The sequence below is a fragment of the Neisseria zoodegmatis genome (assembly GCF_900187305.1).
In the GTDB taxonomy this organism is placed as follows: Bacteria; Pseudomonadota; Gammaproteobacteria; order Burkholderiales; family Neisseriaceae; genus Neisseria; species Neisseria zoodegmatis.
The window spans coordinates 2,059,512-2,084,051 of sequence record NZ_LT906434.1 but is presented as its reverse complement, the minus strand read 5'-3'; the positions used below and the strand labels follow the sequence as shown (position 1 = coordinate 2,084,051).

Here is a 24,540-nt window from a genome sequence, read left to right as displayed (position 1 = left end):
ATCGTGCAAACCGTTCCGGCTTGTGGCATAATCGCCAGTCCGTTTACAGATTGATCAAACGGAATTTCAGGAGTTTGTGCAGGTCTTGGCTTGGCAAACTTGTCCGAACCGCAAGGTTCTTGATTATTTTCGGAGTTTATCCATCATGGCATTAAGCGTAGAACAAAAAGCCCAAATCGTTAAAGATTTCCAACGCAAAGAAGGCGACACCGGCTCTTCTGAAGTACAAGTTGCATTGTTGACTTTCCGTATCAACGATCTGACTCCCCACTTCAAAGCCAACCCCAAAGACCACCACAGCCGTCGCGGTCTGTTGAAAATGGTAAGCCAACGCCGTCGTTTGCTGGCCTACTTGCGCCGCACTCAGCCCGATACTTACCGTAACCTGATTACCCGTCTGGGCTTGCGTAAATAATCTTTTATGTGTTCAAACGCCGCTTATCTCAAGCGGCGTTTTTTATTGTGCGGCCGAATGCCAAACAAACATTAGGGGCAGATTGTGTGTCCGCCCCTATGAAAGCCGTTGAGGCCGTCTGAAAAAAGCCTAGCGAGTTTCGCTAAAACGAGCTTGGCAGTTTTTCAGACGGCCTCAAAATTGTTAAGGTTTGCTCTTAGCTTTTATCTGAATCATGCGAAAGTTTCGGGCTTTAAACGATGGTAAGTCGGTTTAAAACCCTTATCCGATAAGCCGGCCAAGCTCCCGTTAGAATAACGCTTCCACCCGCAGCAAGGCGCCGATATGGTGTTTGCGGTTTTCTTTGCGGTTGTTGAGATAGTTGATTTCGGGTTGTACAAACAGCCATTCGCGCCAAACCGGTTGCCGCCAGCCTGCAAACGGGCCGTAGCTGTTGAGCTTGGCTTTTTTGTTTTTGATGTCGCCGCCGGCATAAATGCCGTAGTTGAGGCGTTTGTGGTTGGGGAAGTCGTGCTGGCGGTAGAGGCTGCTGCTCCAAGTCCAATGTTCGTCGTTGTCTTTATGGTTGTACTCAACGCTCAGATGGTTGGCGATAAAGGGTTTGCCGGCTTTTCCGTGGCGCACTTCCCAAGTGGTGCGGATATGGTGCTCGCTCTTGAGGCCGTAGCGGTAAACCTGTTCGGCGCGCGTGCTGAAATCGTTGCCCAAATCCCAATCTTTGCTGCCTTTCAGGCGCACATATAAATCGTCGCCGGAGCGGATACCGATATCGGCATCGGTATCAATGCCGGTGTATTTGCCGATGTCTGACCAGCGCAGGGCGAGAGATGAGTTGCTCTCGCGGGTTTCGGTTTTGCTGAAAGTTTTGTTGTTTTGGGCGGATTCGTCGTATAAGTGGCCGGTTTGTTGCGGTTCGCTGTCTAATGAGTCGTCACCGAACACCACATTCAGGCGTTTTTGCAGCACGGGCAGCTTTACTTTGCCGCGTACACGCGGTTTTACTGAAAAATCGTCGTATTTGTTCCAAGAAGTATCGACCATCACGCGCAGATTGGCGGTGGCGGGGTTGTCGGGATCGGGGTCGCCGAACCAATCATCCATGCGGTGCGCCCAGCCGCGTATGGTGGAGCGGACGTCTTTATGCCGTCTGTCAACCCAAGTGTTGTGCTGTTCCGCTTCTGCTTCTGCTTCGGGTTCGGGCGCAGGCTGTGCGATAGGTACATAGTCGGCCGGCTCTGCAACGATGGCTTGCTCTTCTGCGGCAACCGGCTCGGCGGGCGTTTCTGCTTGCGGCGTGTTGTCTGCCCAAGCGGTGAATGATGCCGTGCCCATCAACAGGCCGAGGGAGAGGTGACGGATGGTTTTCATGGTCTGTGCTCCTTAAAATTGCCTGATAGCATACTAAATTTATACGGCATTGACCATAAGGCCGTCTGAAAACGAGCTTTGCGAGTTTCGCTAAAACGAGCTTGGTGGGTTTGGCTAAAACATTTTCAGACGGCCTCAACAGATTGGTAGTCGGCGCGGATACTTAAGAATAGTGCCGGTTTTTTCAAGGGGCTGTACTAGATAAGCCCTAAACATTACACCATTTTCGCAGCATTTTAAGCTGCTCAGACGGTGTGCCAAAATTAAAACGAAATTCGCATTCTTTCAAGAACAGCGGGAAAGATTTGCGGTCGATACCGTTGTATTTACGAAGTACCCGTTTTGCCTGATTCCAAAAATTTTCGATGCCGTTAATGTGGTTCTGACGATCAACAAATAATTTGTTGTGGTTGATACGATGATGGGTAAAACCACTCACATCCAACACGTCATAACTGCTCAGACAGTCTGTATAGACTATGCTATCCGGCATGATTTTATTTGTAATAACAGGCAATAAGCTTTCCCGTTTGGCGTTTTCTACCACCACGGTATAAACCTTACCGCCGCGTTTGAGGATGCCGAAAACCGCCACTTTCCCTGCGGCGCCGCGACCGCGTTTGCCTTTACGGTGTCCGCCAAAATAACTTTCATCCAATTCGACAGCACCATCAAAAACCGCATCGGCCTCCAAAGCAAGATGATGGCTGATGACTTCGCGGATCTTGCGGTAGAACAGAGTCGCTGAATTGGAATGGATGCCTAACAAATCGGCAGCAGAACGGGCGGTTGCTTCAAGCACAAAAAATTGAAGCAACTTCTTTTGAATACTCTTTTTTAATTTACAATGAGTTATCTTCATTTTTGCAGTCTAGCATGACTGCTTATCTAGTACAGCCCCATTCTTTATATAAAAAAGCCTGCTTTGTTTCAAAGCAGGCTTTTAAAGCTATGGTTTTGTTTTAGCTTAATTTTCCGTGGCATTGTTTATATTTTTTACCGCTTCCGCAGGGGCATAAATCATTGCGGTGGATAAACCGGCCTTGTTGAGCAAGTGTTTCCGGGCTGTAATCGTTGCCGGTGGGGTCGAATGCTTCGGTGGCGAGATCATCACGCGATTCGCCCAGCACATCTTCCATCGACGGTGCGCCGGAGTGGGTGGCCTGCATGAATGAAGGCTCTTTCGGCTCGGTATCGGCAACGATGTCATCGCTTTGTTCGACTTGGACAGCCGTTAACAGAGATGCTACGTTTTGCTTGATGCCGTTCCACAGGTGTTCAAACATGATGAAGGCTTCGCGTTTGTATTCCTGCTTGGGGTTTTTCTGGGCGTAGCTGCGCAGATGGATACCTTGGCGCAGGTAATCCATAGCGGCCAGATGTTCACGCCAGTTGTTGTCGATTACTTGCAGCAAAACGTTGCGCTCGAAGTTGCTCATGTTTTGTTTGCCGACCAAATCGGATTTTTCGGCATATTCTTTTTCTGCTTGGGCAATCAGACGTTCTTTGATGTCTTGGTTGTCTAAGGTGTTGTTTTCTTTGAGCCAGCCTTGGATATCGGCATTCAAACGGAACTCGCTTGCCAGTTGGGCTTCCAGTGCGGGAATGTCCCATTCTTCTTCCATGGTGTCGGGCGGCATGTGGCTGTCGACCAAGCTGCCTAATACTTCTTCTCGGATGGCTTGAGCCAATTCGCTGACATCTTTGTTGGTCAGAATCTCGTTGCGGTAGTGGTAGATTACTTTACGTTGGTCGTTGGCAACGTCGTCGTATTCCAATACTTGTTTACGCATGTCGAAGTTGCGACCTTCGACTTTGCGTTGTGCGCCTTCGATTTGACGGGTGAGCATGCTGTGTTCGATGGCAACGCCGCGTTCGGGGGCGAGGCGGTTGAGAAGCGCTGCTGCACGGTCGAGGGCGAAGAGGCGCAACAGCGGGTCTTCAAATGAAAGGTAGAAACGGCTGGAACCGGGGTCGCCCTGACGGCCGGCACGGCCGCGCAATTGGTTGTCGATACGGCGGCTTTCGTGGCGCTCGGTACCGATAATATGCAAGCCGCCTGCTGCCAATACTTTTTTGTGCTCGGCTTCCCAGCCGTTTTCCAGTTTGCTGATGCGGGCTTGTTTTTCTTCTTCGCTCAGGCTTTCGTCGGCACGGATGGCGTCGCTTTGATGTTTGACGTTGCCGCCCAGCACGATATCGGTACCGCGGCCTGCCATGTTGGTGGCAACGGTAATCATGCTTGGTTTGCCGGCTTGGGCAACGATTAAGGCTTCGCGTTCGTGCTCTTTGGCATTTAATACGTTATGCGGCAATCCGGCTTTGGTGAGGAGCGCGGAAACCAGCTCGGAGTTTTCGATACTGGTTGTACCGACGAGTACGGGTTGCCCTTTATCGAAGCAGGCTTGGATATCTTTGATAACGGCTTCGTATTTTTCTTCGGCAGTGCGGAAGATCTGGTCGTTGAAGTCTTTACGCTGCATCGGGCGGTTGGTGGGGATGATAACGGTTTCTAAGTCGTAGATGCTTTGGAATTCAAAGGCTTCCGTGTCGGCAGTACCGGTCATGCCTGAAAGTTTTTGATACAGGCGGAAGTAGTTTTGGAAGGTAATCGAAGCGAGGGTTTGGTTTTCGCGTTTGATTTCCACGCCTTCTTTGGCTTCCACGGCTTGGTGCAAGCCTTCTGACCAACGGCGGCCCGACATCAGACGGCCTGTAAATTCGTCGACGATAACGATTTCGCCGTCTTGGATAACATAGTGCTGGTCTTTGTGGAATAAGGTGTGTGCGCGTAAGGCCGCCATCAGGTGGTGCATCAGCATGATGTTGGCGGCGGAGTAGAGCGAATCGCCTTCTTGGAGCAGACCGATTTCAGCCAAAATGCGCTCGGCGTGTTCGTGTCCGGCTTCGCTCAAAACGACGGAATGGGCTTTTTCGTCCACCCAGTAATCGCCCGCGCCTTCTTCGGTTTGTTGGCGGATAAGGCGGGCAGGCACTTGATCCATCACTTGGTACAACTGCACGTTGTCATCGGCTTGGCCTGAGATAATCAGCGGGGTACGGGCTTCGTCGATCAGGATGGAGTCCACTTCGTCGACAACGGCAAAAGACAGCTCGCGCTGAACTTTGTCGTATTGGTCGGTTACCATGTTGTCGCGCAGGTAGTCGAAACCGAATTCGTTGTTGGTGCCGTAGGTAATATCGGCATTGTAGGCGGTTTGACGGAAGAAGGGCTGCATATCGCTGACAATCACGCCTACGCTCAAGCCTAAAAAGTTGTACAGCGGTTCCATAATGCCGGCGTCGCGCGAGGCAAGGTAGTCGTTGACGGTTACGACGTGAACGCCTTTGCCGGTAAGTGCGTTGAGATATACGGCCAAAGTAGCCACCAGTGTTTTACCTTCGCCGGTACGCATCTCGGCGATTTTTCCGTCGTGCAGCACCATACCGCCGATCAGCTGGACGTCGAAATGGCGCATACCCAGCACGCGGCGGCTGGCTTCGCGGCATACGGCGAACGCTTCGGGCAGGATGTCGTTGAGGCTTTCGCCGTTGGCTAAACGTTGTTTGAATTCAGGTGTTTTCGCTTTCAGAGCCTCGTCGCTGAGTTCTTTCAATTGAGGCTCGAGCGCGTTGATTTTGGCGACGGTTTTGCGGTATTGTTTGAGCAGGCGGTCGTTGCGGCTGCCGAATACTTTTTTGGCTAAGTTGGTAAGCATGAAATTTCCTGTGGCGGAGCGGCTTGGGCGTTCCGTGAATATAAATAAGATGCAAAAAATTAAATCCGAATTTTAACACAAGCCGTTTGGCAGGGTTACAATGCCGTCTGAAATGGCGGCAGTTTGACTGAATTTCAACTTTTCTTTACTGAATGAAAACAACACTCGGGCGGTTTGACTCAAAATGGACTTGGAAAAACTCGGTAAACAAGACGGCCGGCTGCTGGGTTTGCTCAAGCAGTCGCAGCAGTGGAGCAGGCTCGATAGGGAGATAAAGCAGATTATGCCTGCCAATCTGCGCCCGCATTTTCAGACGGCCTGTGTGGAAGAGGGCGTGTTGATTTTGTTGGCCGCCAATAATATCGCTTTGTCGCGCTTGCGTATGATTGTGCCGGGATTGCTGCCGCAGTTGCAGAATATCCGTTCGGATATTCGGGAAGTGCGTGTGAAGATTGTGCCGAAACAGCCGGAGCCGGTGCGTAAAAACACACTGGTGTTGAGCGAAGCGGCGGTGGAAGGGTTTAAGCGCACTGCCGATCAGCTGGAGCAATATCCTGAATTGGCGGAGGCTTTGCGCAAATTGGCGGAGAGACACGGCGATTAGCAAAATTGCCGTTTGTTTTGAACGTATTATTGCTGTTATTCTTGAAAACGCTTTTACAGCGGCCTGTTGTTGCGTTGCGCAGGCAATCTTATCTTTCTCTTAATTTATCTCTTTTTTTGTTTTCAGACGGCCTTTACCCATCTCACTAAAACTAAAAATAGTCCGCACGGTGGTTGCTGCGTCCGAACACGGCTTCGCGGGCGTGTCGGATGCACAAGCGGTTGAAGGTGGCTCTTTGCTGCTGATTGTTTTCGATCACGTTCACTTCCAATGCGGTAGGTTTGGGAAGATGGTCGGCAAAATTGTTTTTTACCGCGTTCCAGCGGCTGCGTTGCAGGTGCACGATGGCGAACATGTCGGCTGCCACGCTTACGCCGATGCTGAATTGGGCGCGGGAAATCTGTGCGCAGAATCCTGTATCCGGGAAAAGGCAGCAGTCTGATTCTTCGGTGTAGCTGTACAGTTCTATTTTTACGGAGTTTGAATCGGCGAATAAAGCGGCAAACAGGCGTTCAAATAAGGAAGGCTGCATCACGCCTTCGCTCAACATGCCGTAAAGGTTGGCCAGCCAGCGGGTATAGCTGTCGGGCGTGAAAGCAAATTCGGTCAATATTTTGCCCAAGCGCGGCTGCGGTCTTTGCTCGATGAGTTTGACAAACTCGGAACTGACTTCGGGCAGTTGTGCCAATACGGCTTGGTGCAGGTCGTGGACGAATGATGTGTTGTGGTTGTAGGGATTGCGGAAAATACCCAGCAATTTCAGCCGTAAAATGCGCCACAGTGCTTCGGGTACTTTCTGCTTGCCGGGGCGGACGGTTCTCAACATGTTGCTGGCTTCTTCATAACCGCTTTCGTGACGGCTAAACCAGCTTTCCAAGTTGTATTGGCTGCCGCCGCTGCCTTCGACGAAGGATAAGGTGTAGAGGTTGTTGATTTCCAGATTGTTTTCGATGTTGACGCTTTCCGCTTTGCCTTTATAGGGCTTGTGGAACAGCGAGAGCGGCAGGCGGTATACGTTTTGATTTTGCGGATTCACGCCGCGGTTGAATGCGTGTTGGCGCTGCTCGGTCTGTGCAATGAAATGATGGCCTTTGGTTACGTTGGCGGTAAGCAGTGCATAAGGTTTTTCTTCGCACAGCGGCGGTTCGCAATCGCTGAGTATAAAAGCGCGTTTCATATTTTCAGACGGCCTGATAGAAAAGAGGCTTTCATCATAACCATGTTGGGGAAGTATTTACAAGTATGGGGGCGGGGTTGGAAAGGTTCTGCCGTGTGGCGATCTGCGGATTATATTTTCGGCGCGTTGGCGAAGATTTGGGTAATTAAAAAACAGCCCTGCCGAAGCAGAGCTGTTTGATTGCCGATATGAATGCGCCTTATTTCAAGCCGCTCAATCGGGCGGTGTCTTGGGCAATCATCAGTTCTTCGTTGGTCGGAATCACCACCGCTTGGGCTTTGCTGTCGGCAGTAGTAATCACGCCGGCATTGCCGAAGCGGGCTTGGATATTGGCTTGGGCATCTTCGGTTAAACCTAAGAAGCTTAAGTAATTCAGAACCTTGCTGCGGATAACGTCGGAGTTTTCACCGATGCCGCCGGTAAACACCAGAGCGTCCAAACCGCCGGCGGCTACGGCCATAGAAGCGGCGTATTTGGCTAAGCGGTAAGAAAAGACTTCCAAAGCCAGCTTGGCACCTTCATGGCCTTTGGCGGCTTCTTCTTCAATGGTACGGCAGTCGTTGGAAAGTTCGGAAATGCCGAGCAAACCTGATTTTTTGTTCAACAAGTCGGTAACTTGGGTAATGCTCATGTTGGCGTTTTCGGCCAAGAAAGAGAAGATGCTCGGATCCACATCACCGCTGCGCGTACCCATCACCAAGCCTTCAAGCGGGGTTAAGCCCATGCTGGTGTCTTGGCATTGGCCGTTGGCGACGGCGGCAATCGAAGCGCCGTTACCCAAGTGGGCAATGACCATGCGCAGGCTGTTTTTGTCTTTACCCAAGAAACGGGCGGCTTCGTCGGCTACAAAACGGTAGCTGGTGCCGTGGAAACCGTAACGGCGCAGGCCGTATTTGCGGTAAAGTTCGCGCGGAACGGCATAAGTGTAGGCGTGTTCGGGAATGCTTTGGTGGAAGGCGGTGTCAAACACGGCCACGTTCGGCAGGCCTTTGAAAATGTTTTGCGCGGCGCGGATGCCCAACAAGTTTGCAGGGTTGTGCAAAGGTGCCAGCGGGATACATTTCTCAATGCCGTCAACCACTTCTTCGGTGATTACGATAGATTCGCTATACAATTCGCCGCCGCTGACTACACGGTGGCCTACTGCCGCGATACGGCTGTCGAGGCCGTGTTGTTTCAATTCGTTCATCAAAGCTTCCACTGCGCCGGTGTGGTCGGGATTGGCGGTCAGCTCCACTTTGTGTTTTTCGCCGTTTACTTTAAAAGTAATGTAGGCATCTGACAGATTCAGCTTTTCAGCCAAGCAGCTTAATAAAACCTCTCCGCTGTCGTTATCCAATACTGCGCCTTTCAATGAAGAGCTGCCGCAGTTCAATACTAAAATCAGTTTGTCAGACATAAAAATACTCCTGTTTTTTTATGCGGTATTCACCGCTGTTTGGATGCGTAAATCCGATTTAAGGTTAAAAAAGCCGCGTATTTTATCAAAATTATTGAAGGCCGTCTGAAAATTAAGCCGCCCCTGAAAATGGGTGGGAGTAATTGGATTTGGCTGCTGTTAAAGTTTGAATGGTTTGGGGCGGTAAGCGGTGTGATATTGTCGATATTCATGCGGGGAAAGATTGTTGCAGGCAAGATAGACGGTGCAATCATTTTTCTGTTTATCAAAAGCTTATAATCTGCCTTGTACATCAAGTTTTGATAATGCTAACATCGGCCAATCCATCATTATTCATTGTCGGAATGAGCTTGTTGCGGCGGTTTGTTGTCCGCAGCAATCCATGCTATTTGTGTCAATTCAATCAAATCATTCAAAGGAGAAAACATGGCTACTTTGCCGCGCCCGGAAGTTGATGAAAGCGGTCTGCTCGAATATTCGGTTGTTTATACCGATCGTGCTTTGAACCACATGTCGCAGAAATTTCAGACGGCCTTACGTTATATTTCCGCTACGTTGAAAAAAGTCTATCAAGCCGGGCATGTTGCCGTGATTCCCGGCAGCGGTTCGTCGGGTATGGAAGCCGTTGCCCGCCAGCTTGCGCGTGATGAAAAATGTTTGATTGTCCGCAACGGTTTTTTCAGTTTCCGTTGGACGCAGATTCTCGAAAAAGGCCGCATTGCCGCCGATACTAAAGTGTTGACGGCCAAACAGCCTGCCGACGAAACCCAAGCGCCGTTTGCGCCTGCGCCGATTGAGGAAGTGTGCGCGGAAATTGCGGCTTACAAGCCTGCGGTTGTATTTGCGCCGCATGTGGAAACGGCTTCGGGCATTATGCTGCCTGATGATTATATCCGTCGGCTGGCCGAAGCCACTCATGCGGCGGGCGGATTGTTGGTGATCGACTGTATCGCTTCCGGCTGCATGTGGTTGGACATGGCACAGCTTGGTATTGATGTGCTGATTTCCGCGCCGCAAAAGGGCTGGAGCGGTTCGCCTTGCTGCGGTTTGGTGATGTTGAACGAAGCGGCATATGCCAAAGTGCAGGCTACGGAGTCCGACAGCTTCACGCTTGATTTGAAAAAATGGCTGCAAATCATGGAAGCTTTTGAAAACGGCGGTCATGCTTATCACGCTACGCCGCCAACCGATGCTTTGCTGAAATTGCATGATGTGATGAAAGAAGCTGAGGCCGTCGGTTTTGATAAACTGAAAACGGCGCAGATGGAGTTAGGCCGTAAAATCAGAGCTTTGTTGGCAGAGCAGGGTTATCCGAGTGTGGCTGCGGAAGGTTTTGAAGCGCCGGGTGTGGTGGTGAGCTACACCAATTATGCCGACATTCAAAGCGGCAAGGCTTTTTTGGCGCACGGTATGCAGATTGCTTCTGGCGTGCCGCTCCAATGTGGCGAGCGCAGTGATTTCCAAACGTTCCGCTTGGGCTTGTTCGGCTTGGACAAACTGGAAAATGTGGAGCGCACGGTGCAGACATTTGCAGAAGTGCTGAAAAAGGTTTGAGGCCGTCTGAAAATGAAGTCTTATTAAAAGCTTTGCGGTGTTTCTAGTGTCTAAGCCATTTGTTTTTATAAGAGAAACTGCAAAGGCTTGTGTAAACATTTGAGGCCGTCTGAAAATATGTTTTTCAGACGGCCTCAGATGTTTAGGGAAGGGCAGATGCTGTTTTACAGCGCGGCTTCTTCCTCTTTTTTCGCTGTGTTTTTCTTGAACTTCAACACCACTTCGGATTTTTTCGAATCCCAGTCTATGCGGACAAAACCACCGTCGGCGAGTTTGCCGAAGAGCAGTTCGTCGGCCAAGGCTTTGCGGATTTTTTCCTGAATCAGACGCCCCATCGGACGGGCACCCATTTGCGGGTCGAATCCTTCTTCCGCCAAATAGCTGCGCAATACCGGCGTAAACTCGACTTCCACTTTTTTATCCAGCAGCTGCTGTTCGAGTTGCAGCAGGAATTTATCCACCACTTTGGCAATCATTTTTCCGTCCAACGGTGCGAAAGGAATGATGGCGTCTAATCGGTTGCGGAATTCGGGCGTGAACTGCTTGTTGATGGCTTCCATTTCATCGCCGCGTTCACGTTTGCCCGCAAAACCCATAGCCGGTTTGCTCAGGCTTTCTGCACCGGCGTTGGTGGTCATGATGATGATGACGTTGCGGAAATCGGCGCTTTTGCCGTTGTTGTCGGTCAGTTTGCCGTAGTCCATTACTTGCAGCAGCACGTTGAAAATATCGGGATGCGCTTTTTCGATCTCATCGAGCAGCAGCACGCAGAAAGGCTGTTTGTTTACCGCCTCCGTCAACAGGCCACCCTGTTCGAAACCGACATAGCCCGGAGGCGCGCCGATTAAACGCGATACGGCGTGGCGTTCCATATATTCCGACATATCAAAGCGTTGCAGCGGCACGCCCAACGAATAAGCAAGCTGTTTGGCGACTTCGGTTTTGCCGACGCCGGTGGGGCCGGAAAACAGAAAGCTGCCGATGGGTTTGTCGGGCTGCCCCAAGCCGGAGCGCGCCATTTTCACGGCGGCCACCAGCGCTTCAATAGCGTTGTCTTGGCCGAATACCATGTTTTTCAAATCACGCGCCAGATATTGCAGGACTTGTTTGTCGTCGTGGGAAACGGTTTTTTCGGGAATGCGTGCCACTTTGGCAATCACCGCTTCGATTTGTGCTTTGCCGATCACTTTTTTCTGTTTCGACTTCGGCAGAATCCGTTGCGCCGCGCCGGCTTCGTCCATCACGTCGATGGCTTTGTCGGGTAAAAAACGCTCGTTGATATAGCGTGCGGAGAGTTCGGCGGCTGCTTCCAATGCGCCGGAGGTGTAGCGCACTTGGTGGAAATCCTCAAACATCGGCTTCAATCCGCGCAAAATCTGCACGGTTTCGGCAACGCTCGGTTCGACGACGTCGATTTTTTGAAAGCGGCGGCTTAAGGCGTGGTCTTTGTCGAAAATGGTGCGGTATTCATCGTAGGTAGTCGCGCCGATACAGCGCAGCGCACCTTTTGCCAAAGCGGGTTTGAGCAGATTGGAAGCATCCATCGTGCCGCCGGACGTGCTGCCTGCGCCAATGATGGTGTGGATTTCGTCCACAAATAAAACAGCGTTGGGAATTTTGGCCAATTGTTTTAAGACGGCCTTAACCCGTGCTTCAAAATCGCCGCGATATTTGGTGCCGGCGAGCAGGGCGCCCATATCCAAAGAAAACACAACCGCGCCTTGCAGCATTTCCGGAGCGTTGCCTTTCACAATCATGTGCGCCAGCCCTTCGGCCAGCGCAGTTTTGCCGACGCCGGCTTCACCGACGAGAAGAGGGTTGTTTTTGCGGCGGCGGCATAAAATCTGCACCATGCGCTCCATTTCAGCGCGACGGCCGATTAAAGGGTCTATGCGTCCGGCTTGTACTTCGGCATTCAGGTTGACGGTGTAAGCGGTTAAGGCGTCGTTGCTTTCGCGCTCGGCGCCACCTGTTTCGTCGTCTTGATCGTTTTCAGACGGCTCGTCAGACGGTATGCCGTGCGCCACGCAGCGCAGGATGTCGTAGCGGGTAACGGATTGCAACTGCAAGAAATACACGGCATGGCTTTCGGTTTCGCTCATTAAGGCCACGAGTACGTCTAAAGGCTTCACGTCTTGCTTGCCTGCCGATTGGGTATGCACCATGGCGCGTTGCAATACGCGATGGAAGCCCAAAGTGGGCTGGGTTTCGGTTTTGTCAAACAGATGCTCGGGCAGCGTAGGCGTATTATCGACCATGCTGCTGATCAGCTGTTCGGAAAGCACGCCGCAGTCGGCACCGCATTTGCTCAATACGCTATACACTTCTTCGCTGTGCTCTATCAGTGCCAGTAAAAGATGTTCCAGACTGATAAACTCATATTTCTGCTTGCGTGCATCGGTGTAGATAGTCTGTAAAATCTGTTCAAGCTCGGCTGAAATCATTTAAACCTCCTCAACAGTACATTGCAGCGGATGGCCTTCTTCGCGCGCCCGCCGCATCACTTGCTGTTGTTTTGTTTCGGCTATATCGCGCGAGTAAACGCCGCACAAACCTTTTCCTTCGTGATGAATCAGAAGCATCACCGCAACCGCCCTGTCTTCAGACATCATGAATATTTCCGTTAATACTTTAACAACAAAATCCATCGTCGTGTAATCATCGTTGAGAAGATACACGCCGTAGCGTTTCGGAGGCGTTGTCCGGCTGCGGTTTAAGACATCGGTGTCCGTATTGTGCTGTGTGTCGTACTTAGTCATATTAAATCTTTAAAGAATTTTTTGGTGGCGGTTTATGTTGTTTTTTGCGTTATTTTAATAAATTTTGACTTTTTTCCCAAACACTACTTGACTACACTCCTTAACATAGGTAAAAAGCTTTCTAGGCAGAGCTTGGCAGCCGATATAAAGCATAATAGTTTGGGAGAAACTCGAAACTTTTAGGTTTTCAGCGTTGCCTGAATTTGCTGTTTTTTGTTAATTTTTTAGTATAGGAAGTTCAATGGCAACCGGTATTGTTAAATGGTTTAACGACGCTAAAGGTTTTGGTTTCATCACTCCGGATGAAGGTGGCGAAGATTTGTTCGCTCACTTCTCTGCGATCAACATGGAAGGTTTCAAAACCCTGAAAGAAGGCCAGCGCGTTTCTTTCGACGTTACCACCGGCCCTAAAGGCAAACAAGCTGCTAATATCCAAGCTGCTTAATAAAGCATTGCCGGGGCAACCCGGCTGGCAATATTGATAATTAATGGCGGGTTGCAAAACCTGCCATTTCTTTTTGCCTGATTTTACGCTTGGCTATTTTAAAAGTGTCGAGCGGATTCGCTTTAAAGTATATCTCGGATGTTTTGTTATGCCGAATTCTGAACAATACCAAGCTGCGTTACAGCAAATTGAAGCGTTAATCAGCCATTTGCGGCAGCATCAATCGACCGATTGCGCCTTGGCTGAAAAAGAAGATGCCCTTTTAATACGCTTGGCCGATTGGAAAACCGATCTCAAGCCCGGCAATCATAAAGCCATTGCCGAAATAGGGCGTTATTACCAACAGCTTATTTTATCCGGCGGGCAAGCATGAGTATGACTATCCAATCCGGCATTTACCGCCATTACAAAGGCAATTTATATGAAGTCATCGGCGTGGCGCAGCATTCCGAAACCGAAGAGCCGATGGTGGTTTACCGCGCTTTGTATGGCAGCTACGGTTTGTGGGTGCGGCCTGCGGAAATGTTTGCCGAAACCGTGGAGCATGAAGGCGAAACGGTGCCGCGCTTTTCTTGCATACACGCTTTTTAAGCAGCTTTGTGTTGCCAACCATTGCTTCTTTTCAGACGGCCTTCTGCTAGAATAGACCGTCTGAACCATTATCCGATTGAAACATTATGAGTATTGCCAACAATAAAAAAGCGTTTCACGACTATTTCATCGAAGACCAAATCCAAGCCGGTTTGGTGTTGGAAGGCTGGGAAGTCAAAGCCATCCGCGCCGGCCGTGTGCAGTTGAAAGAAAGCTATATCCATTGGAAAAAAGATGCTTTCTATCTGGTGGGCTGCCACATTACGGCGTTGCCTACGGCATCTACCCATGTGAAACCCGATCCTGTTCGCCAGCGTAAATTGCTGTTGAACCAATCCGAAATCAACAAGCTCATCGGCAAAACCGAACGCGCGGGCTACACCATCGTGCCGCTCAATATGCACTACCATCGCGGTAAAATCAAAATGGACATCGGCTTGGCGAAAGGTAAGAAACAGCACGACAAACGCCAAAGCATGAAAGAAGCCGATTGGAAACGCGAGAAACAGCGTTTGATGAAAAACGCGGGTTAACGGTCGCCCGCAGATTGACTGTTTTACATAGGCCGTCTGAAAAATTAATCTACATTGCAAAGGAAATACGATGAAACACAAAATTTTAGCTTTTACTCTGCTGGCTTTGGGGCTGAGCGCATGTGGCACCACTAAAGTTAAGGTTGCCGAAAATCGGTCAGACGAATTGAAAACCATCCAGCGTGTCTGCATTATTCCGAACCCCAAACGCACGCCGCACGGTTTGGAGCAAGTGATTGCCCGTTCGCTGCAAAATCAAGGTATTGAGGCTGAAATCGTAGATGTGGCGGCCAATCGCCAACGTCTTTACGAACCGGAATGCCGCTACAACTTGCGCTACATTTCCGCCGGCAGCCCTGAAATGATTAAAAAAATCGCCATGATTCTGCGCACGCCCGACTATCATGTCGCCAATCTCGGCTATAACGTCAACGACGAGCCGGAATACCGCCGCTCGCCCAACTTGCAGCAACAAACCGACGGCATTATCGCCCGCCTGCTGGGTAAAAAAGCGCAATAATTCTCAACACCCCCTTTTCAGACGGCCTGCACAGCACAATAATGCAGGCCGTCTGAACACATTCGGAGCGTAAACATGCGCCAGTCTTCACTTGCTTTGCCTTTATTTCTGATTATTGCGGGCGCGGTATGGTTTCTCAAAACCACCGGCATTCTGCCGCCGACCGCCACCTTGATTGCCGCCGGTTTGGCCATAGGCGGTATCGCCGTTTTGCTGATAGACGGCATTAACAAACAGTCTGTCGTCTCCGGCCCGCTGCTGGTTTACATCGGCGCCGCCGTGTACCTCAAAGGCCAATATCTGCTCGGCTATTCGCCGCTGATTGCTTTGGGTATGATGATTCTCGGCTGCTTGTTGCTGCTTTCACGCAGCAGCGTCGTGCCGTACAAACATCCCAAGCTGCCCGAACATTAAGCCGTTGCCCAAGCAGCAAAACACAATTCAGGCCGTCTGAAAAAATGGTACAATAACGCCCTTTTCAGACGGCCTGATAACTTTATTTGCCGTACTCCTTTTTGCATTGTGCAACCGCAAAACCAACCCGAAGAAATCACCATGACCCAAGACAAAATCCTCATTCTCGATTTCGGCTCGCAAGTGACCCAACTCATCGCCCGCCGCGTGCGCGAAGCCCACGTTTACTGCGAACTGCATTCATACGATATGCCTTTGGAAGACATCAAAGCCTTTGCGCCCAAAGGCATTATTCTTTCCGGCGGCCCCAATTCTGTTTACGAATCCGATTATCAGGCCGACACCGGCATTTTCGATTTAGGCATTCCCGTGCTCGGCATCTGCTACGGCATGCAGTTTATGGCGCACCATCTCGGCGGCGAAGTGTCGCCCGGCGACCAACGCGAATTCGGTTACGCCCAAGTGAAAACCATCGACAGCGAACTGACCCGCGGCCTTTCAGACGGCCAGCCCAACACACTTGACGTATGGATGAGTCACGGCGACAAAGTATCCAAGCTGCCCGAAGGCTTCTGCATCATCGGCGATACGCCGAGCTGCCCCGTGGCCATGATGGAGCACGCCGAAAAACAATTCTACGGCATCCAATTCCACCCCGAAGTGACCCACACCAAACAAGGCCGTGCCTTGCTCAACCGCTTCGTGCTCAACATCTGCCGCGCACAACCCAGCTGGACCATGCCCAACTACATCGACGAAGCCGTGGCCAAAATCCGTGAGCAAGTGGGTAGCGACGAAGTGATTCTCGGCTTGTCCGGCGGTGTGGATTCTTCCGTAGCCGCCGCGTTGATCCACCGCGCCATCGGCGACCAACTCACCTGCGTATTCGTTGATCACGGCCTCCTGCGCCTGAACGAAGGCCAAATGGTGATGGACATGTTTGCCCGCAACTTGGGCGTCAACGTGATTCACGTGGATGCCACCGACGACTTCATGGGCAAACTCGCCGGCGTGACCGACCCCGAACAAAAACGCAAAATCATCGGCGCAGAATTCGTAGAAGTGTTCCAAACCGAAGCCGGCAAACGCCAAAACGCCAAATGGCTGGCACAAGGCACGATTTACCCCGACGTGATCGAAAGTGCCGGTGCCAAAACCAAAAAAGCCCATGCCATCAAGAGCCACCACAACGTAGGCGGCCTGCCTGAAACCCTCAACCTCAAGCTGCTCGAACCGCTGCGCGACCTGTTTAAAGACGAAGTGCGCGAACTCGGCGTAGCCCTCGGCCTGCCGCGCGAAATGGTGTACCGCCACCCCTTCCCCGGCCCCGGCTTGGGCGTGCGCATTCTCGGCGAAGTGAAAAAAGAATACGCCGACCTCCTGCGCCGTGCCGACGATATTTTCATCCAAGAGCTGCGCAACACCACCGACGAAAACGGCACTTCATGGTACGATCTTACCAGTCAAGCCTTTGCCGTGTTCCTGCCGGTAAAATCCGTCGGCGTGATGGGCGACGGCCGCACTTACGAATATGTGGTTGCGCTGCGCGCCGTCGTAACCAGCGACTTCATGACCGCACATTGGGCCGAACTGCCTTATTCGCTGCTCGGCAAAGTGTCCAACCGCATCATCAACGAAGTACGCGGCATCAACCGCGTGGTGTACGACGTAAGCGGCAAACCGCCTGCCACGATTGAGTGGGAATAAGCCGGTTATTTTTTATTGATATAGCCACAGGCCGTCTGAAAAATCATTTTCAGACGGCCTGATTAATTACTGCCTTAACAAGTCGATGGCTTTTCATTCACAGCCCCATCGCATGTTTGATCAAGCGGTTTTTGACGGCGGGGACGGCGTTGACCAAATTCAGGCCGGTGTTGCGCAGCCGGGGCAGGGCAGGGAGGTGTTTTTCGTTAAAGAGGTGGAAGAGGCCGTCGCAGCCTAGCTGCATGGTGCGGACGGGTTCCAGGCGGTTGCGGGCGTATTGTTTCAATAGTTGGTAGGCGCCGACATCGGGGGCGTGGCGGCTGAGGCGGGCAAATTCAATCACGTCGCCGAAGCCGAGGTTCACGCCCTGCCCGGCGAGGGGATGGATGGTGTGCGCGGCGTCGCCCATGAGTAGGACGCGTTGGGCGACGGTGGATTCGGGGCGGCGCAGGATTAAATCGAAGGCGAAGGCGGGGGAGAGCGGTGAGAGTTGGCCGAGTACGTTTTCGCCTTGCGCGGTTACGGCGGCGGCTAGGTCTTCGGGGCTGAGGCCGGTGAGTTTTTCAGGCTCGTGTGTGCTCCAGACGATGGAGATTTTTTTGTCGGGGAGCGGCAGGTAGGCAAGGACGTCGCCGTTTTTGAACCATTGGAAGGCGGTGCCGTGGTGGTCTTGTTCGGTGTGGAAGTTGGCAACTACGCCGTGTTGGCGGTAGGGGTCTTCTTTAACGGTGATGCCTGCTTGTCGGCGCACCCATGAGTTGGCGCCGTCTGCGCCGATAATCAGTTTGGCTTGGAGCGTTTCGCCGTTTGCGAGGGTGAGTGAGGCCGTCTGAATATCGGTTTCAAGCTTTTCGGCGGCTTCGGTAATCACGGGTATTTCTAAGGTGCGGATTTGCTGCCACAGGCCGGCGAGCAGCCAGCGGTTTTCGGCGATGCAGGTGAGGTGCGGTGCGTCGATGTCGGCGGCTTTGAACTCGATGCGGCCGCCGTTGTCGCCGCGCACGTCCATGCGTGAAACGGGCTGGATACGGTTTTCAGACGGCCAAGCGTTGAGCGATTGGAGTAGTTTTTGGTTGGCGGGGCTGATGGCGTAGATGCGGGCATCCCAGCCGTTTTCGAGTTTGGCGAAGTCGGTTTCCGGCGGACGGATTTCGAGCAGGGCGACGTCACGGCCTTGCTGTTTGAGGGATACTGCGGCGGCGGCGCCGACCAATCCGCCGCCGATAATGATGATTTCGTAATTCATGTAGGCAGTTTCTGTGTCTGTAACGGTTTGGTCGGATTATACCTGTTTCAGACGGCCTTTTATATTTTGAGGCCGTCTGAAAACTTATTGCATAAGGTTTGGTCTATATGCAGCCGGGAAAAGGGGCGGCTGTTTTTTTCAGACGGCCCCGGCTTTGAATAAAACGGAATCCGGCGGCAAGCATATCCAAATAGATTGTGGGATCATGTACGGCGGTACTAAATAGACACTGATGGTTGCAGTCGGTAGAATGAAGGCCGTTTGAAAATAAGGGAAATCATGAATATTTTGATTTGTAACGACGACGGCTACCTCTCGCCCGGTATTGCGATTTTGGCGCGGGTGGCCGCAGAGTTTGCCAATGTGCGCGTGGTGGCGCCGGAGCGCGACCGCAGCGGCGTCAGCAATTCGCTCACACTCGACCGCCCTTTGCGCATCCGTGAGGCCGATAACGGCTTTTATTATGTGAGCGGCACGCCGACAGACTGTATTCATCTGGCTTTACACGCGTTGCCCGAGTTTCAGCCTGATTTGGTGCTTTCCGGTATCAACAACGGCGCCAACATGGGCGACGATACTTTATATTCAGGCACCGTTGCGGCGGCGACCGAGGCTTACCTGCTGGGCATTCCTGCGATTGCTTTTTCTTTAAACGATTTCACCGGCCGCTATTGGGAAACAGCGGAAAAAGCCGCTTGGATTATGTTGGAACATTTGCTGAAAAACCCGCCCAAGCAGCCGATTTTGTGGAATGTGAATATTCCCGCCGTGGCGCCCGAAGATATTCAGGGCTGTAAAATTACCCGTTTGGGCAAACGGCATCATGTGCAAAGCATCGTGCCCGCGCACAATCCGCGCGGCGAAGCGGTTTACTGGATCGGCCCGATAGGCGATATTTCCGACCGTAACGGCGGCACCGATTTTGCCGAGAGCGAGGCAGGTTATATTACGGTAACACCCTTGCAGATCGATTTGACCGATTACCATAAAATGGACGAAGTAGCAGCATTTTGGCAGGGAGTTATGCCGTAATGCAGGGAAACTGGACAGGCTTTGAAAACCGCCGCCGCCGCATGATCGAACGGCTGGCGAGGATGGGCATCGGCGAACGGGTGTTGCAAGCAATGACCCGCGTGCCGCGCCATCTTTTTGTCGAAGAAGCCCTGCAAACGCGGGCCTATGATGAAATGTCGCTGCCCTTGGGCTTGGGGCAAACCATCTCCCAGCCTTATACTGTGGCCAAAATGACGGATCTGCTGCTGGGCGGCGCGTCGCAAAATATGCGGCGGGTGCTGGAAATCGGCACCGGCTGCGGTTATCAGACGGCCGTGCTTTTGGCCTTGGATTTGCCTGAAATTTATTCGGTAGAGCGTTTGCGCCCGCTGCATGAACGCGCCAAACAGCATTTGCGCGCCGCTGGTTTGCTGGCGAAAGCGCGTATGGTGTGCGGCGACGGCTACTTGGGTTTGCCCGAAGTGGCGCCGTTTGACGGTATTTTGGTAACCGCTGCGCCCGCCGAAATCCCGCTCGCACTTTTGCAGCAGCTTGCCATCGGCGGGCGCATGGTGCTGCCTTTAGACGAAGGCGGCGTGCAATATTTGTGGCTGATTGAGAAAACACCGCAAGGATACCGCGAAACCTGCGTACAGGAAGCCAACTTCGTACCGCTGGTCAGCGGTATGGACACTTAAATCGTAAAGACTTGAGAGCAGGGCATAATTTGTTTTATGATATGCCGCGATGAAAAATCCAAACAGAAGGTAGAAAATATGTTGAAAAAAACCGCATTCCGTGCCGGCTCGGCAGCCTTGGTTTTAATGTTGGGCGCATGTTCTTGGCTGCAACAGCCCGCAGCGCCTGTTGTGTCGGGTTCGGCAGGTTCCGCTTCGACAGGAACCGGACAAACTAATCCTTATGGTGCAACACCTTATGATCCGAATGCGGCCGGAACGGGCGCAGCTCCCGCTCCTTATACTCCTCCTGCTGCCACACAAGCCCCGGCTTCCGGCGGCGGTGCCTACATACCTTCCAATGCACCCGTTGACATCAATGCCGCGACGCATACCGTAGTGCGCGGCGACACGGTTTACAATATTTCCAAACGTTACAACATCACGCAAGACAATCTGCGTGCGTGGAACAATTTGGCAGATAACACCATCAGCGTAGGCCAAGTTTTGCGTGTTAAACCCGCGGGTTACACCGCTCCGGCGGCAACCGCGCAAACCAAAACGCAAACTCCTCCGCCCGTGGTTTCTACCAGCACTCCGTCTTCACGCCCGCAAATTTCCGAGCCGGCTAAAACGCCCAGCGTTTCTACCGGCAGCGTCCGCACCGTATCCGGCGTAACTTGGCAGCGTCCGACTACCGGCAACATCATCACCCAATTCGGCGGCAACAGCAAAGGCGTGGATATTGCTGGTACAGCAGGTCAAGCGGTGGTATCAGCGGCAGACGGTAAAGTGGTTTATGCCGGTTCAGGCTTGCGCGGCTACGGTAATTTGGTGATTGTTCAACACAACCAAACTTTCCTGACCGCTTACGGACACAACCAAAATCTTCTGGTTAAAGAAGGCCAAACCGTAAAACGCGGCCAAACCATCGCCCGCATGGGTAACAGCGATGCCGACCGCACCAAGCTTCATTTCGAAGTGCGCCAAAACGGTAAACCTGTGAATCCGACCCAATTTGTGGCGTTCTAATATGAACTGATCAGATTTGGAATCTGAGGCCGTCTGAAATTTTTCAGACGGCCTTTTGCCCATCTGACGAATGGTTCACAGTATGTTTGAAATAGTCACTATAATGGCGGGGCTATACGGTTTCAAAAATATTTTGAATAAAACGGAGAAACAGAGAATAGGGAAACGACATGAATATAAGCAGTATAAAAACCAATAAAAACGTTCAAAACCTTTGGAAGCCTGTGCTGATCGCTTTAGTGGTTTTTGTTTTGGGGTACAGCTTTTGGTACAGCGGCCCGTGGTTGAAGTTGTGTTACGGCTTGGCCTTGTTTCTTTTCGGCATGCAGTGTATCGAAGAAGGCTTGCGCAACGCCGCCGGAGGTACGCTGGAAAAGCTGATGGCGAAAAGTACCTCCACTCCGGCAAAAGGTTTGGGTTTCGGTGTCGGAGCCACTTTTATTCTGCAATCGAGCACGCTGGTGTCTCTGTTGACTATTGCGTTTTTGAGTACGGGGCTGATTACGCTCGCTGGCGGTATTGCCGTTATTTTGGGCACAAACTTGGGCGCGACCAGCGGTATTTGGTTGCTGGCGCTGGCGGGGCAGAGTATCAGTTTGAGTCCGGTGGCCGTGCCCATGCTGGTGTTCGGCATTTTGGCCGGATTTTTGAATGCTAAAACCAAAACCATAGGTCGTGTATTGGTTGGTATTGCGCTGATTTTTTTAGGTATTGATGCCATTAAAGACGGTTTTCACGCTTTGGGCGGACAGGTTGATTTATCGACAATTAAAGCCGGCGGCTTGACCGAAATTGCGGTGTTTAGCGCCATCGGTTTGCTGTTGACGATTGTGTTGCAGTCTTCCCATGCTACGCTGATTTTAACTTTGGCGGCATTGTCGGCAGGTCAGATTAGTGTGGAGCAAGGTTTTGCCATTGCGATCGGTTCGAACGTGGGCAGCAGTGCTTCTACCGCTTTTGTGGGCATGCTTGGCAGCGACCGCAGCGGGCAGCGTCTCGCGTTGGCGCATTTGCTGTTTAACTCGGTAACCGCGGTGTTGTCGTTGTTGCTGTGGTTGCCCTTAACCAAGCTGGTAACGCTGTTGGCGGGTTGGACGGGCATGAGCAGTCTGCTTCAATTGGCGCTGTTTCATACTCTGTTTAACGGCTTGGGTTTGGCGGTGTTTTGGAAGCTGCAAAACCGCTTGGCAGACCAGTTGATGAAATGGTTGCCGGAAAAAACCGAAAGTACGCACTTTTTGCCGGAGGATAACCGCACACCTGTGCGTGCTTTGTATCTGGGTTCTAATATGCTCAGGTCGGGTGATACGGCTTTGCGTGCAGTATTTAAAGAAATAGGCCATCTGAATGCAGTCAGCTTGGAAGTGATTTGCCATGTTTTGTTTGTGCCGGTAAGCAAGCTGTATGAAGAAGGGTGGGACACCGAGCGGGATTTGCCCATTCCGCCGCCTCCTTTGCATTTGGATGCGCAGGCTTATTACGAATCGCAAATCAAGCCGCTTTACAGCGAGCTTTTGGATTTCACCAGCAAAATCGATATCGAAGGTGACGATCAAAACCAAGAGCTGACTACCGCGCATATGGCTGCGTTTCAAATGGTGGAAATCGTTAAAGAGAGCAAGCACCTGCAAAAAAATCTGCAACGCTATCTGCAAGAGCCCGATTCGGCTGCTGCGCGCGACTATATCCGTTTGCGCAAGCATCTGTTTAAGACTTTGGTGTTGTTCCGGCAGATTACCGCGCTGCCCGTGCACAGTGAAAAATGGCAGGAACAGGTGGCGTTATTGTCGAAACACGTTGATTCGCTGGAAACCTTCCGAGGCAGGGCGTTGGTTAAACTGCGCAACAAGCAAATCAGCGGTTGGGAAACTTCTTCTCTGATGAACGATATCAACTACGCCCGCCGTATCGGTTGGGGCGTACAGGAAATCATCAATATGTCCAATTTGGACTTTTCACATAAAGCAACCGTCAAAGCAGCGGCTTAGTGTAGAGGCCGTCTGAAAAATAAAACCGATATGAGTTTGACAAACAATGGTTTTTCATCTGATCAACATGTGGCGCCAAACAGTTTGGCGCTGCATGTTGATTCGTCATGGCCTGAAACGATTGCACCGGGTACGGTAATAGAAGTCGGCTTGAGCGGCGGCGTAGATTCCGTGGTGTTGCTTCATGTGTTGGCAGCCTTACGTGAGAAACGCGGAATCGTGTTGAAAGCCGTGCATGTTCATCACGGATTGAATAGTCGGGCGGATGAGTGGGCTGATTTTTGCCGCAAATACTGTATGGCTTTAAATGTGCCTTTGCGTGTGGAACATGTCGATGTAAAGCACAACAGCCGTTTGGGCATTGAAGCAGAGGCACGCAAAGAGCGCTATCGTGTGTTTTCAGAAGGCCTCAGCCAAGTAGTCGCGTTGGCGCACCATCAAAACGATCAGGTTGAAACCTTTATGTTGGCCGCGTTAAGGGGGGGCAGTCTGAGGGCTTTGTCTGCCATGCCGCGTATGCGTATGTTGAACGCAACCGCACAAATTTGGCGGCCGCTTCTCGATATTCCGCGTATCGAACTGGAAAAATATGCGGCTGAAAACAGGTTGGAGTATATAGAAGACGACAGCAACCAAAATCCGGCATTTTTGAGAAATTGGCTGCGTAACGAAGCTTTGCCGCTATGGCGTGAGAGAGTGCCGCATTTGGATAGTCACGTCATCAGCAGTATTAAATCGCTGCAAGGCGAATTGGCGCTGTTGAATGAAGTGATTGCGGAAGATTATGCGGACATTTGCCGCAGCGGATGGTTTGATATTGAGCGTTGGAAATCATTGAGCCGACTTCGGCGTCACCAGCAGCTGCTTCATCACGCCAAAACCAACGGCTTGGGTATTCCGCGTGCAGAAAGTGTAGAAGATTTCGCGCGAACTTTGGCACAAGCCGCGACTGCCGAATGGTCTCTGCCGCAAGGGAAGATGTATGCCTACCGAGGGCGTTTGTTTGCCCAGAAAAACGGCTGGGAAAATACCTGCCCTTGGGTGAAAAACGGTGGGATTCAGCAGAGCCGTCTGAAAGATATTATTCAAAAAAACAGTTTTACGCTTGATAGGCATTCGTTTGGATTATGTGAAGAAGTGTTGGATAGCTTGTGCATTATTCGTTCTGCAAATGCCGATGATGCTATTGAACTTGCCGTTGGTCGTAAAAATGTTTGGAAAATTTTACAAGAGCGCAAGATACCCCCGTTTGCACGTCGGTATTGGCCGGTTGTTATCGACAGTCAAAACAGGTGTGTGGCTATTGCCAATATTCTGGTAAACGTTCATTATGGCTGCCGCAACGGCTCTATGGTCGTCTTTAGCAAATTTAATCAGTTTATTTTGGAACCAAAGTAAA

General features: G+C 51.5%; 23 protein-coding genes. 15 read left to right on the top strand and 8 right to left on the bottom strand.

All coding sequences use genetic code 11. The features are described 5' to 3' along the window. Positions 1-145 precede the first annotated feature (145 nt). The gene (rpsO, locus tag CKV66_RS09790) at positions 146-415 is read left to right on the top strand and encodes a 30S ribosomal protein S15 (protein WP_085362895.1); all 270 of its coding nucleotides are present in this window, start codon (positions 146-148) and stop codon (positions 413-415) included. Positions 416-703: 288 nt separating this feature from the next. Here rpsO and CKV66_RS09785 read toward each other — a convergent pair whose 3' ends face one another. From CKV66_RS09785 to secA, 3 genes are all read right to left on the bottom strand, one after another. Then, a complete protein-coding gene (locus tag CKV66_RS09785; protein WP_231990483.1) occupies positions 704-1,783 on the bottom strand; it encodes a hypothetical protein in 1,080 nt (359 codons plus the stop codon). Between the two features lie 208 nt (positions 1,784-1,991). Continuing rightward, entirely contained in the window at positions 1,992-2,645 is a 654-nt protein-coding gene (locus CKV66_RS09780) for an IS1595 family transposase (protein ID WP_095197876.1), read from the bottom strand. A 100-nt stretch (positions 2,646-2,745) separates the two neighbouring features. Beyond that, the gene (gene secA, locus CKV66_RS09775; RefSeq protein WP_085364462.1) at positions 2,746-5,502 is read right to left on the bottom strand and encodes a preprotein translocase subunit SecA; all 2,757 of its coding nucleotides are present in this window, start codon (positions 5,500-5,502) and stop codon (positions 2,746-2,748) included. A gap of 184 nt (positions 5,503-5,686) precedes the next feature. Here secA and CKV66_RS09770 point away from each other — a divergent pair, with 184 nt between their 5' ends. Further along, positions 5,687-6,106, top strand: coding sequence for a DciA family protein (locus CKV66_RS09770; protein ID WP_085364461.1), 420 nt, complete (start codon positions 5,687-5,689; stop codon positions 6,104-6,106). Positions 6,107-6,257: 151 nt separating this feature from the next. Here CKV66_RS09770 and CKV66_RS09765 read toward each other — a convergent pair whose 3' ends face one another. Then, positions 6,258-7,283: a hypothetical protein gene (locus CKV66_RS09765; protein WP_085364460.1), complete on the bottom strand. Its 1,026-nt coding sequence runs from the start codon at positions 7,281-7,283 to the stop codon at positions 6,258-6,260. 199 nt (positions 7,284-7,482) lie between these two features. Continuing rightward, on the bottom strand, positions 7,483-8,682 hold the full coding sequence (locus CKV66_RS09760; protein WP_085364459.1) for an acetate kinase: 1,200 nt from the start codon (positions 8,680-8,682) through the stop codon (positions 7,483-7,485). 426 nt (positions 8,683-9,108) lie between these two features. Between CKV66_RS09760 and CKV66_RS09755 the strand changes: the two genes are divergently transcribed. Then, positions 9,109-10,236 (top strand): aminotransferase class V-fold PLP-dependent enzyme, encoded by a 1,128-nt coding sequence (locus CKV66_RS09755; RefSeq protein WP_085364458.1) that lies wholly within the window; start codon positions 9,109-9,111, stop codon positions 10,234-10,236. 164 nt (positions 10,237-10,400) lie between these two features. Here CKV66_RS09755 and clpA read toward each other — a convergent pair whose 3' ends face one another. After that, positions 10,401-12,680, bottom strand: a complete 2,280-nt coding sequence (gene clpA / locus CKV66_RS09750) for an ATP-dependent Clp protease ATP-binding subunit ClpA (protein WP_085364457.1) — start codon at positions 12,678-12,680, stop codon at positions 10,401-10,403. Continuing rightward, a complete protein-coding gene (clpS, locus tag CKV66_RS09745) occupies positions 12,681-12,995 on the bottom strand; it encodes an ATP-dependent Clp protease adapter ClpS (RefSeq protein ID WP_085364456.1) in 315 nt (104 codons plus the stop codon). 241 nt (positions 12,996-13,236) lie between these two features. Here clpS and CKV66_RS09740 point away from each other — a divergent pair, with 241 nt between their 5' ends. From CKV66_RS09740 to guaA, 7 genes are all read left to right on the top strand, one after another. Beyond that, positions 13,237-13,440: a cold-shock protein gene (locus CKV66_RS09740; RefSeq protein ID WP_002217533.1), complete on the top strand. Its 204-nt coding sequence runs from the start codon at positions 13,237-13,239 to the stop codon at positions 13,438-13,440. 43 nt (positions 13,441-13,483) lie between these two features. Further along, the gene (locus CKV66_RS09735; protein WP_231990482.1) at positions 13,484-13,813 is read left to right on the top strand and encodes a hypothetical protein; all 330 of its coding nucleotides are present in this window, start codon (positions 13,484-13,486) and stop codon (positions 13,811-13,813) included. After that, positions 13,810-14,031: a DUF1653 domain-containing protein gene (locus CKV66_RS09730; RefSeq protein WP_197697451.1), complete on the top strand. Its 222-nt coding sequence runs from the start codon at positions 13,810-13,812 to the stop codon at positions 14,029-14,031. The genes CKV66_RS09735 and CKV66_RS09730 overlap by 4 nt, the downstream gene beginning before the upstream one ends. A gap of 86 nt (positions 14,032-14,117) precedes the next feature. Beyond that, positions 14,118-14,564 carry an SsrA-binding protein SmpB gene (smpB, locus tag CKV66_RS09725; RefSeq protein WP_085364454.1) on the top strand — a complete coding sequence of 149 codons (447 nt, stop codon included), beginning with the start codon at positions 14,118-14,120 and terminating at the stop codon, positions 14,562-14,564. Between the two features lie 70 nt (positions 14,565-14,634). Next, positions 14,635-15,084: a hypothetical protein gene (locus CKV66_RS09720; protein WP_085364453.1), complete on the top strand. Its 450-nt coding sequence runs from the start codon at positions 14,635-14,637 to the stop codon at positions 15,082-15,084. 75 nt (positions 15,085-15,159) lie between these two features. After that, positions 15,160-15,498, top strand: a complete 339-nt coding sequence (locus CKV66_RS09715) for a hypothetical protein (protein WP_085364452.1) — start codon at positions 15,160-15,162, stop codon at positions 15,496-15,498. A 141-nt stretch (positions 15,499-15,639) separates the two neighbouring features. Beyond that, the gene (gene guaA / locus CKV66_RS09710) at positions 15,640-17,205 is read left to right on the top strand and encodes a glutamine-hydrolyzing GMP synthase (protein ID WP_085364464.1); all 1,566 of its coding nucleotides are present in this window, start codon (positions 15,640-15,642) and stop codon (positions 17,203-17,205) included. Positions 17,206-17,302: 97 nt separating this feature from the next. Here the strand turns inward: guaA and CKV66_RS09705 are convergent, their stop codons facing one another. Beyond that, positions 17,303-18,451, bottom strand: coding sequence for an FAD-dependent monooxygenase (locus CKV66_RS09705; RefSeq protein ID WP_085364451.1), 1,149 nt, complete (start codon positions 18,449-18,451; stop codon positions 17,303-17,305). A 279-nt stretch (positions 18,452-18,730) separates the two neighbouring features. Here CKV66_RS09705 and surE point away from each other — a divergent pair, with 279 nt between their 5' ends. The 5 genes from surE to tilS all read left to right on the top strand — a co-directional run bounded on the left by surE (position 18,731) and on the right by tilS (position 24,539). Continuing rightward, positions 18,731-19,483, top strand: a complete 753-nt coding sequence (gene surE, locus CKV66_RS09700) for a 5'/3'-nucleotidase SurE (protein WP_085364450.1) — start codon at positions 18,731-18,733, stop codon at positions 19,481-19,483. Continuing rightward, a complete protein-coding gene (locus tag CKV66_RS09695; RefSeq protein ID WP_085364449.1) occupies positions 19,483-20,142 on the top strand; it encodes a protein-L-isoaspartate(D-aspartate) O-methyltransferase in 660 nt (219 codons plus the stop codon). Before surE ends, CKV66_RS09695 begins: the two co-directional genes overlap by 1 nt. A gap of 78 nt (positions 20,143-20,220) precedes the next feature. Further along, entirely contained in the window at positions 20,221-21,153 is a 933-nt protein-coding gene (locus CKV66_RS09690) for a peptidoglycan DD-metalloendopeptidase family protein (protein WP_085364463.1), read from the top strand. Between the two features lie 170 nt (positions 21,154-21,323). Further along, the gene (locus CKV66_RS09685) at positions 21,324-23,141 is read left to right on the top strand and encodes a Na/Pi cotransporter family protein (protein ID WP_085364448.1); all 1,818 of its coding nucleotides are present in this window, start codon (positions 21,324-21,326) and stop codon (positions 23,139-23,141) included. A 30-nt stretch (positions 23,142-23,171) separates the two neighbouring features. Then, positions 23,172-24,539 carry a tRNA lysidine(34) synthetase TilS gene (tilS, locus tag CKV66_RS09680; RefSeq protein ID WP_085364447.1) on the top strand — a complete coding sequence of 456 codons (1,368 nt, stop codon included), beginning with the start codon at positions 23,172-23,174 and terminating at the stop codon, positions 24,537-24,539. The last annotated feature ends 1 nt before the right edge of the window (position 24,540 follow it).

Bases quoted from the DNA above. Each gene is read 5' to 3' on its own strand.
- CKV66_RS09690 (WP_085364463.1), top strand. From the start codon at position 20,221: ATGTTGAAAAAAACCGCATTCCGTGCCGGCTCGGCAGCCTTGGTTTTA.
- CKV66_RS09740 (WP_002217533.1), top strand. From the start codon at position 13,237: ATGGCAACCGGTATTGTTAAATGGTTTAACGACGCTAAAGGTTTTGGT.
- CKV66_RS09735 (WP_231990482.1), top strand. From the start codon at position 13,484: ATGGCGGGTTGCAAAACCTGCCATTTCTTTTTGCCTGATTTTACGCTT.
- CKV66_RS09785 (WP_231990483.1), bottom strand. From the start codon at position 1,783: ATGAAAACCATCCGTCACCTCTCCCTCGGCCTGTTGATGGGCACGGCA.
- CKV66_RS09760 (WP_085364459.1), bottom strand. From the start codon at position 8,682: ATGTCTGACAAACTGATTTTAGTATTGAACTGCGGCAGCTCTTCATTG.
- CKV66_RS09765 (WP_085364460.1), bottom strand. From the start codon at position 7,283: ATGAAACGCGCTTTTATACTCAGCGATTGCGAACCGCCGCTGTGCGAA.
- CKV66_RS09695 (WP_085364449.1), top strand. From the start codon at position 19,483: ATGCAGGGAAACTGGACAGGCTTTGAAAACCGCCGCCGCCGCATGATC.
- CKV66_RS09720 (WP_085364453.1), top strand. From the start codon at position 14,635: ATGAAACACAAAATTTTAGCTTTTACTCTGCTGGCTTTGGGGCTGAGC.
- CKV66_RS09685 (WP_085364448.1), top strand. From the start codon at position 21,324: ATGAATATAAGCAGTATAAAAACCAATAAAAACGTTCAAAACCTTTGG.
- clpA (WP_085364457.1), bottom strand. From the start codon at position 12,680: ATGATTTCAGCCGAGCTTGAACAGATTTTACAGACTATCTACACCGAT.
- secA (WP_085364462.1), bottom strand. From the start codon at position 5,502: ATGCTTACCAACTTAGCCAAAAAAGTATTCGGCAGCCGCAACGACCGC.
- rpsO (WP_085362895.1), top strand. From the start codon at position 146: ATGGCATTAAGCGTAGAACAAAAAGCCCAAATCGTTAAAGATTTCCAA.
- CKV66_RS09715 (WP_085364452.1), top strand. From the start codon at position 15,160: ATGCGCCAGTCTTCACTTGCTTTGCCTTTATTTCTGATTATTGCGGGC.
- guaA (WP_085364464.1), top strand. From the start codon at position 15,640: ATGACCCAAGACAAAATCCTCATTCTCGATTTCGGCTCGCAAGTGACC.
- CKV66_RS09705 (WP_085364451.1), bottom strand. From the start codon at position 18,451: ATGAATTACGAAATCATCATTATCGGCGGCGGATTGGTCGGCGCCGCC.
- tilS (WP_085364447.1), top strand. From the start codon at position 23,172: ATGAGTTTGACAAACAATGGTTTTTCATCTGATCAACATGTGGCGCCA.
- clpS (WP_085364456.1), bottom strand. From the start codon at position 12,995: ATGACTAAGTACGACACACAGCACAATACGGACACCGATGTCTTAAAC.
- CKV66_RS09755 (WP_085364458.1), top strand. From the start codon at position 9,109: ATGGCTACTTTGCCGCGCCCGGAAGTTGATGAAAGCGGTCTGCTCGAA.
- CKV66_RS09770 (WP_085364461.1), top strand. From the start codon at position 5,687: ATGGACTTGGAAAAACTCGGTAAACAAGACGGCCGGCTGCTGGGTTTG.
- surE (WP_085364450.1), top strand. From the start codon at position 18,731: ATGAATATTTTGATTTGTAACGACGACGGCTACCTCTCGCCCGGTATT.
- smpB (WP_085364454.1), top strand. From the start codon at position 14,118: ATGAGTATTGCCAACAATAAAAAAGCGTTTCACGACTATTTCATCGAA.
- CKV66_RS09780 (WP_095197876.1), bottom strand. From the start codon at position 2,645: ATGAAGATAACTCATTGTAAATTAAAAAAGAGTATTCAAAAGAAGTTG.
- CKV66_RS09730 (WP_197697451.1), top strand. From the start codon at position 13,810: ATGAGTATGACTATCCAATCCGGCATTTACCGCCATTACAAAGGCAAT.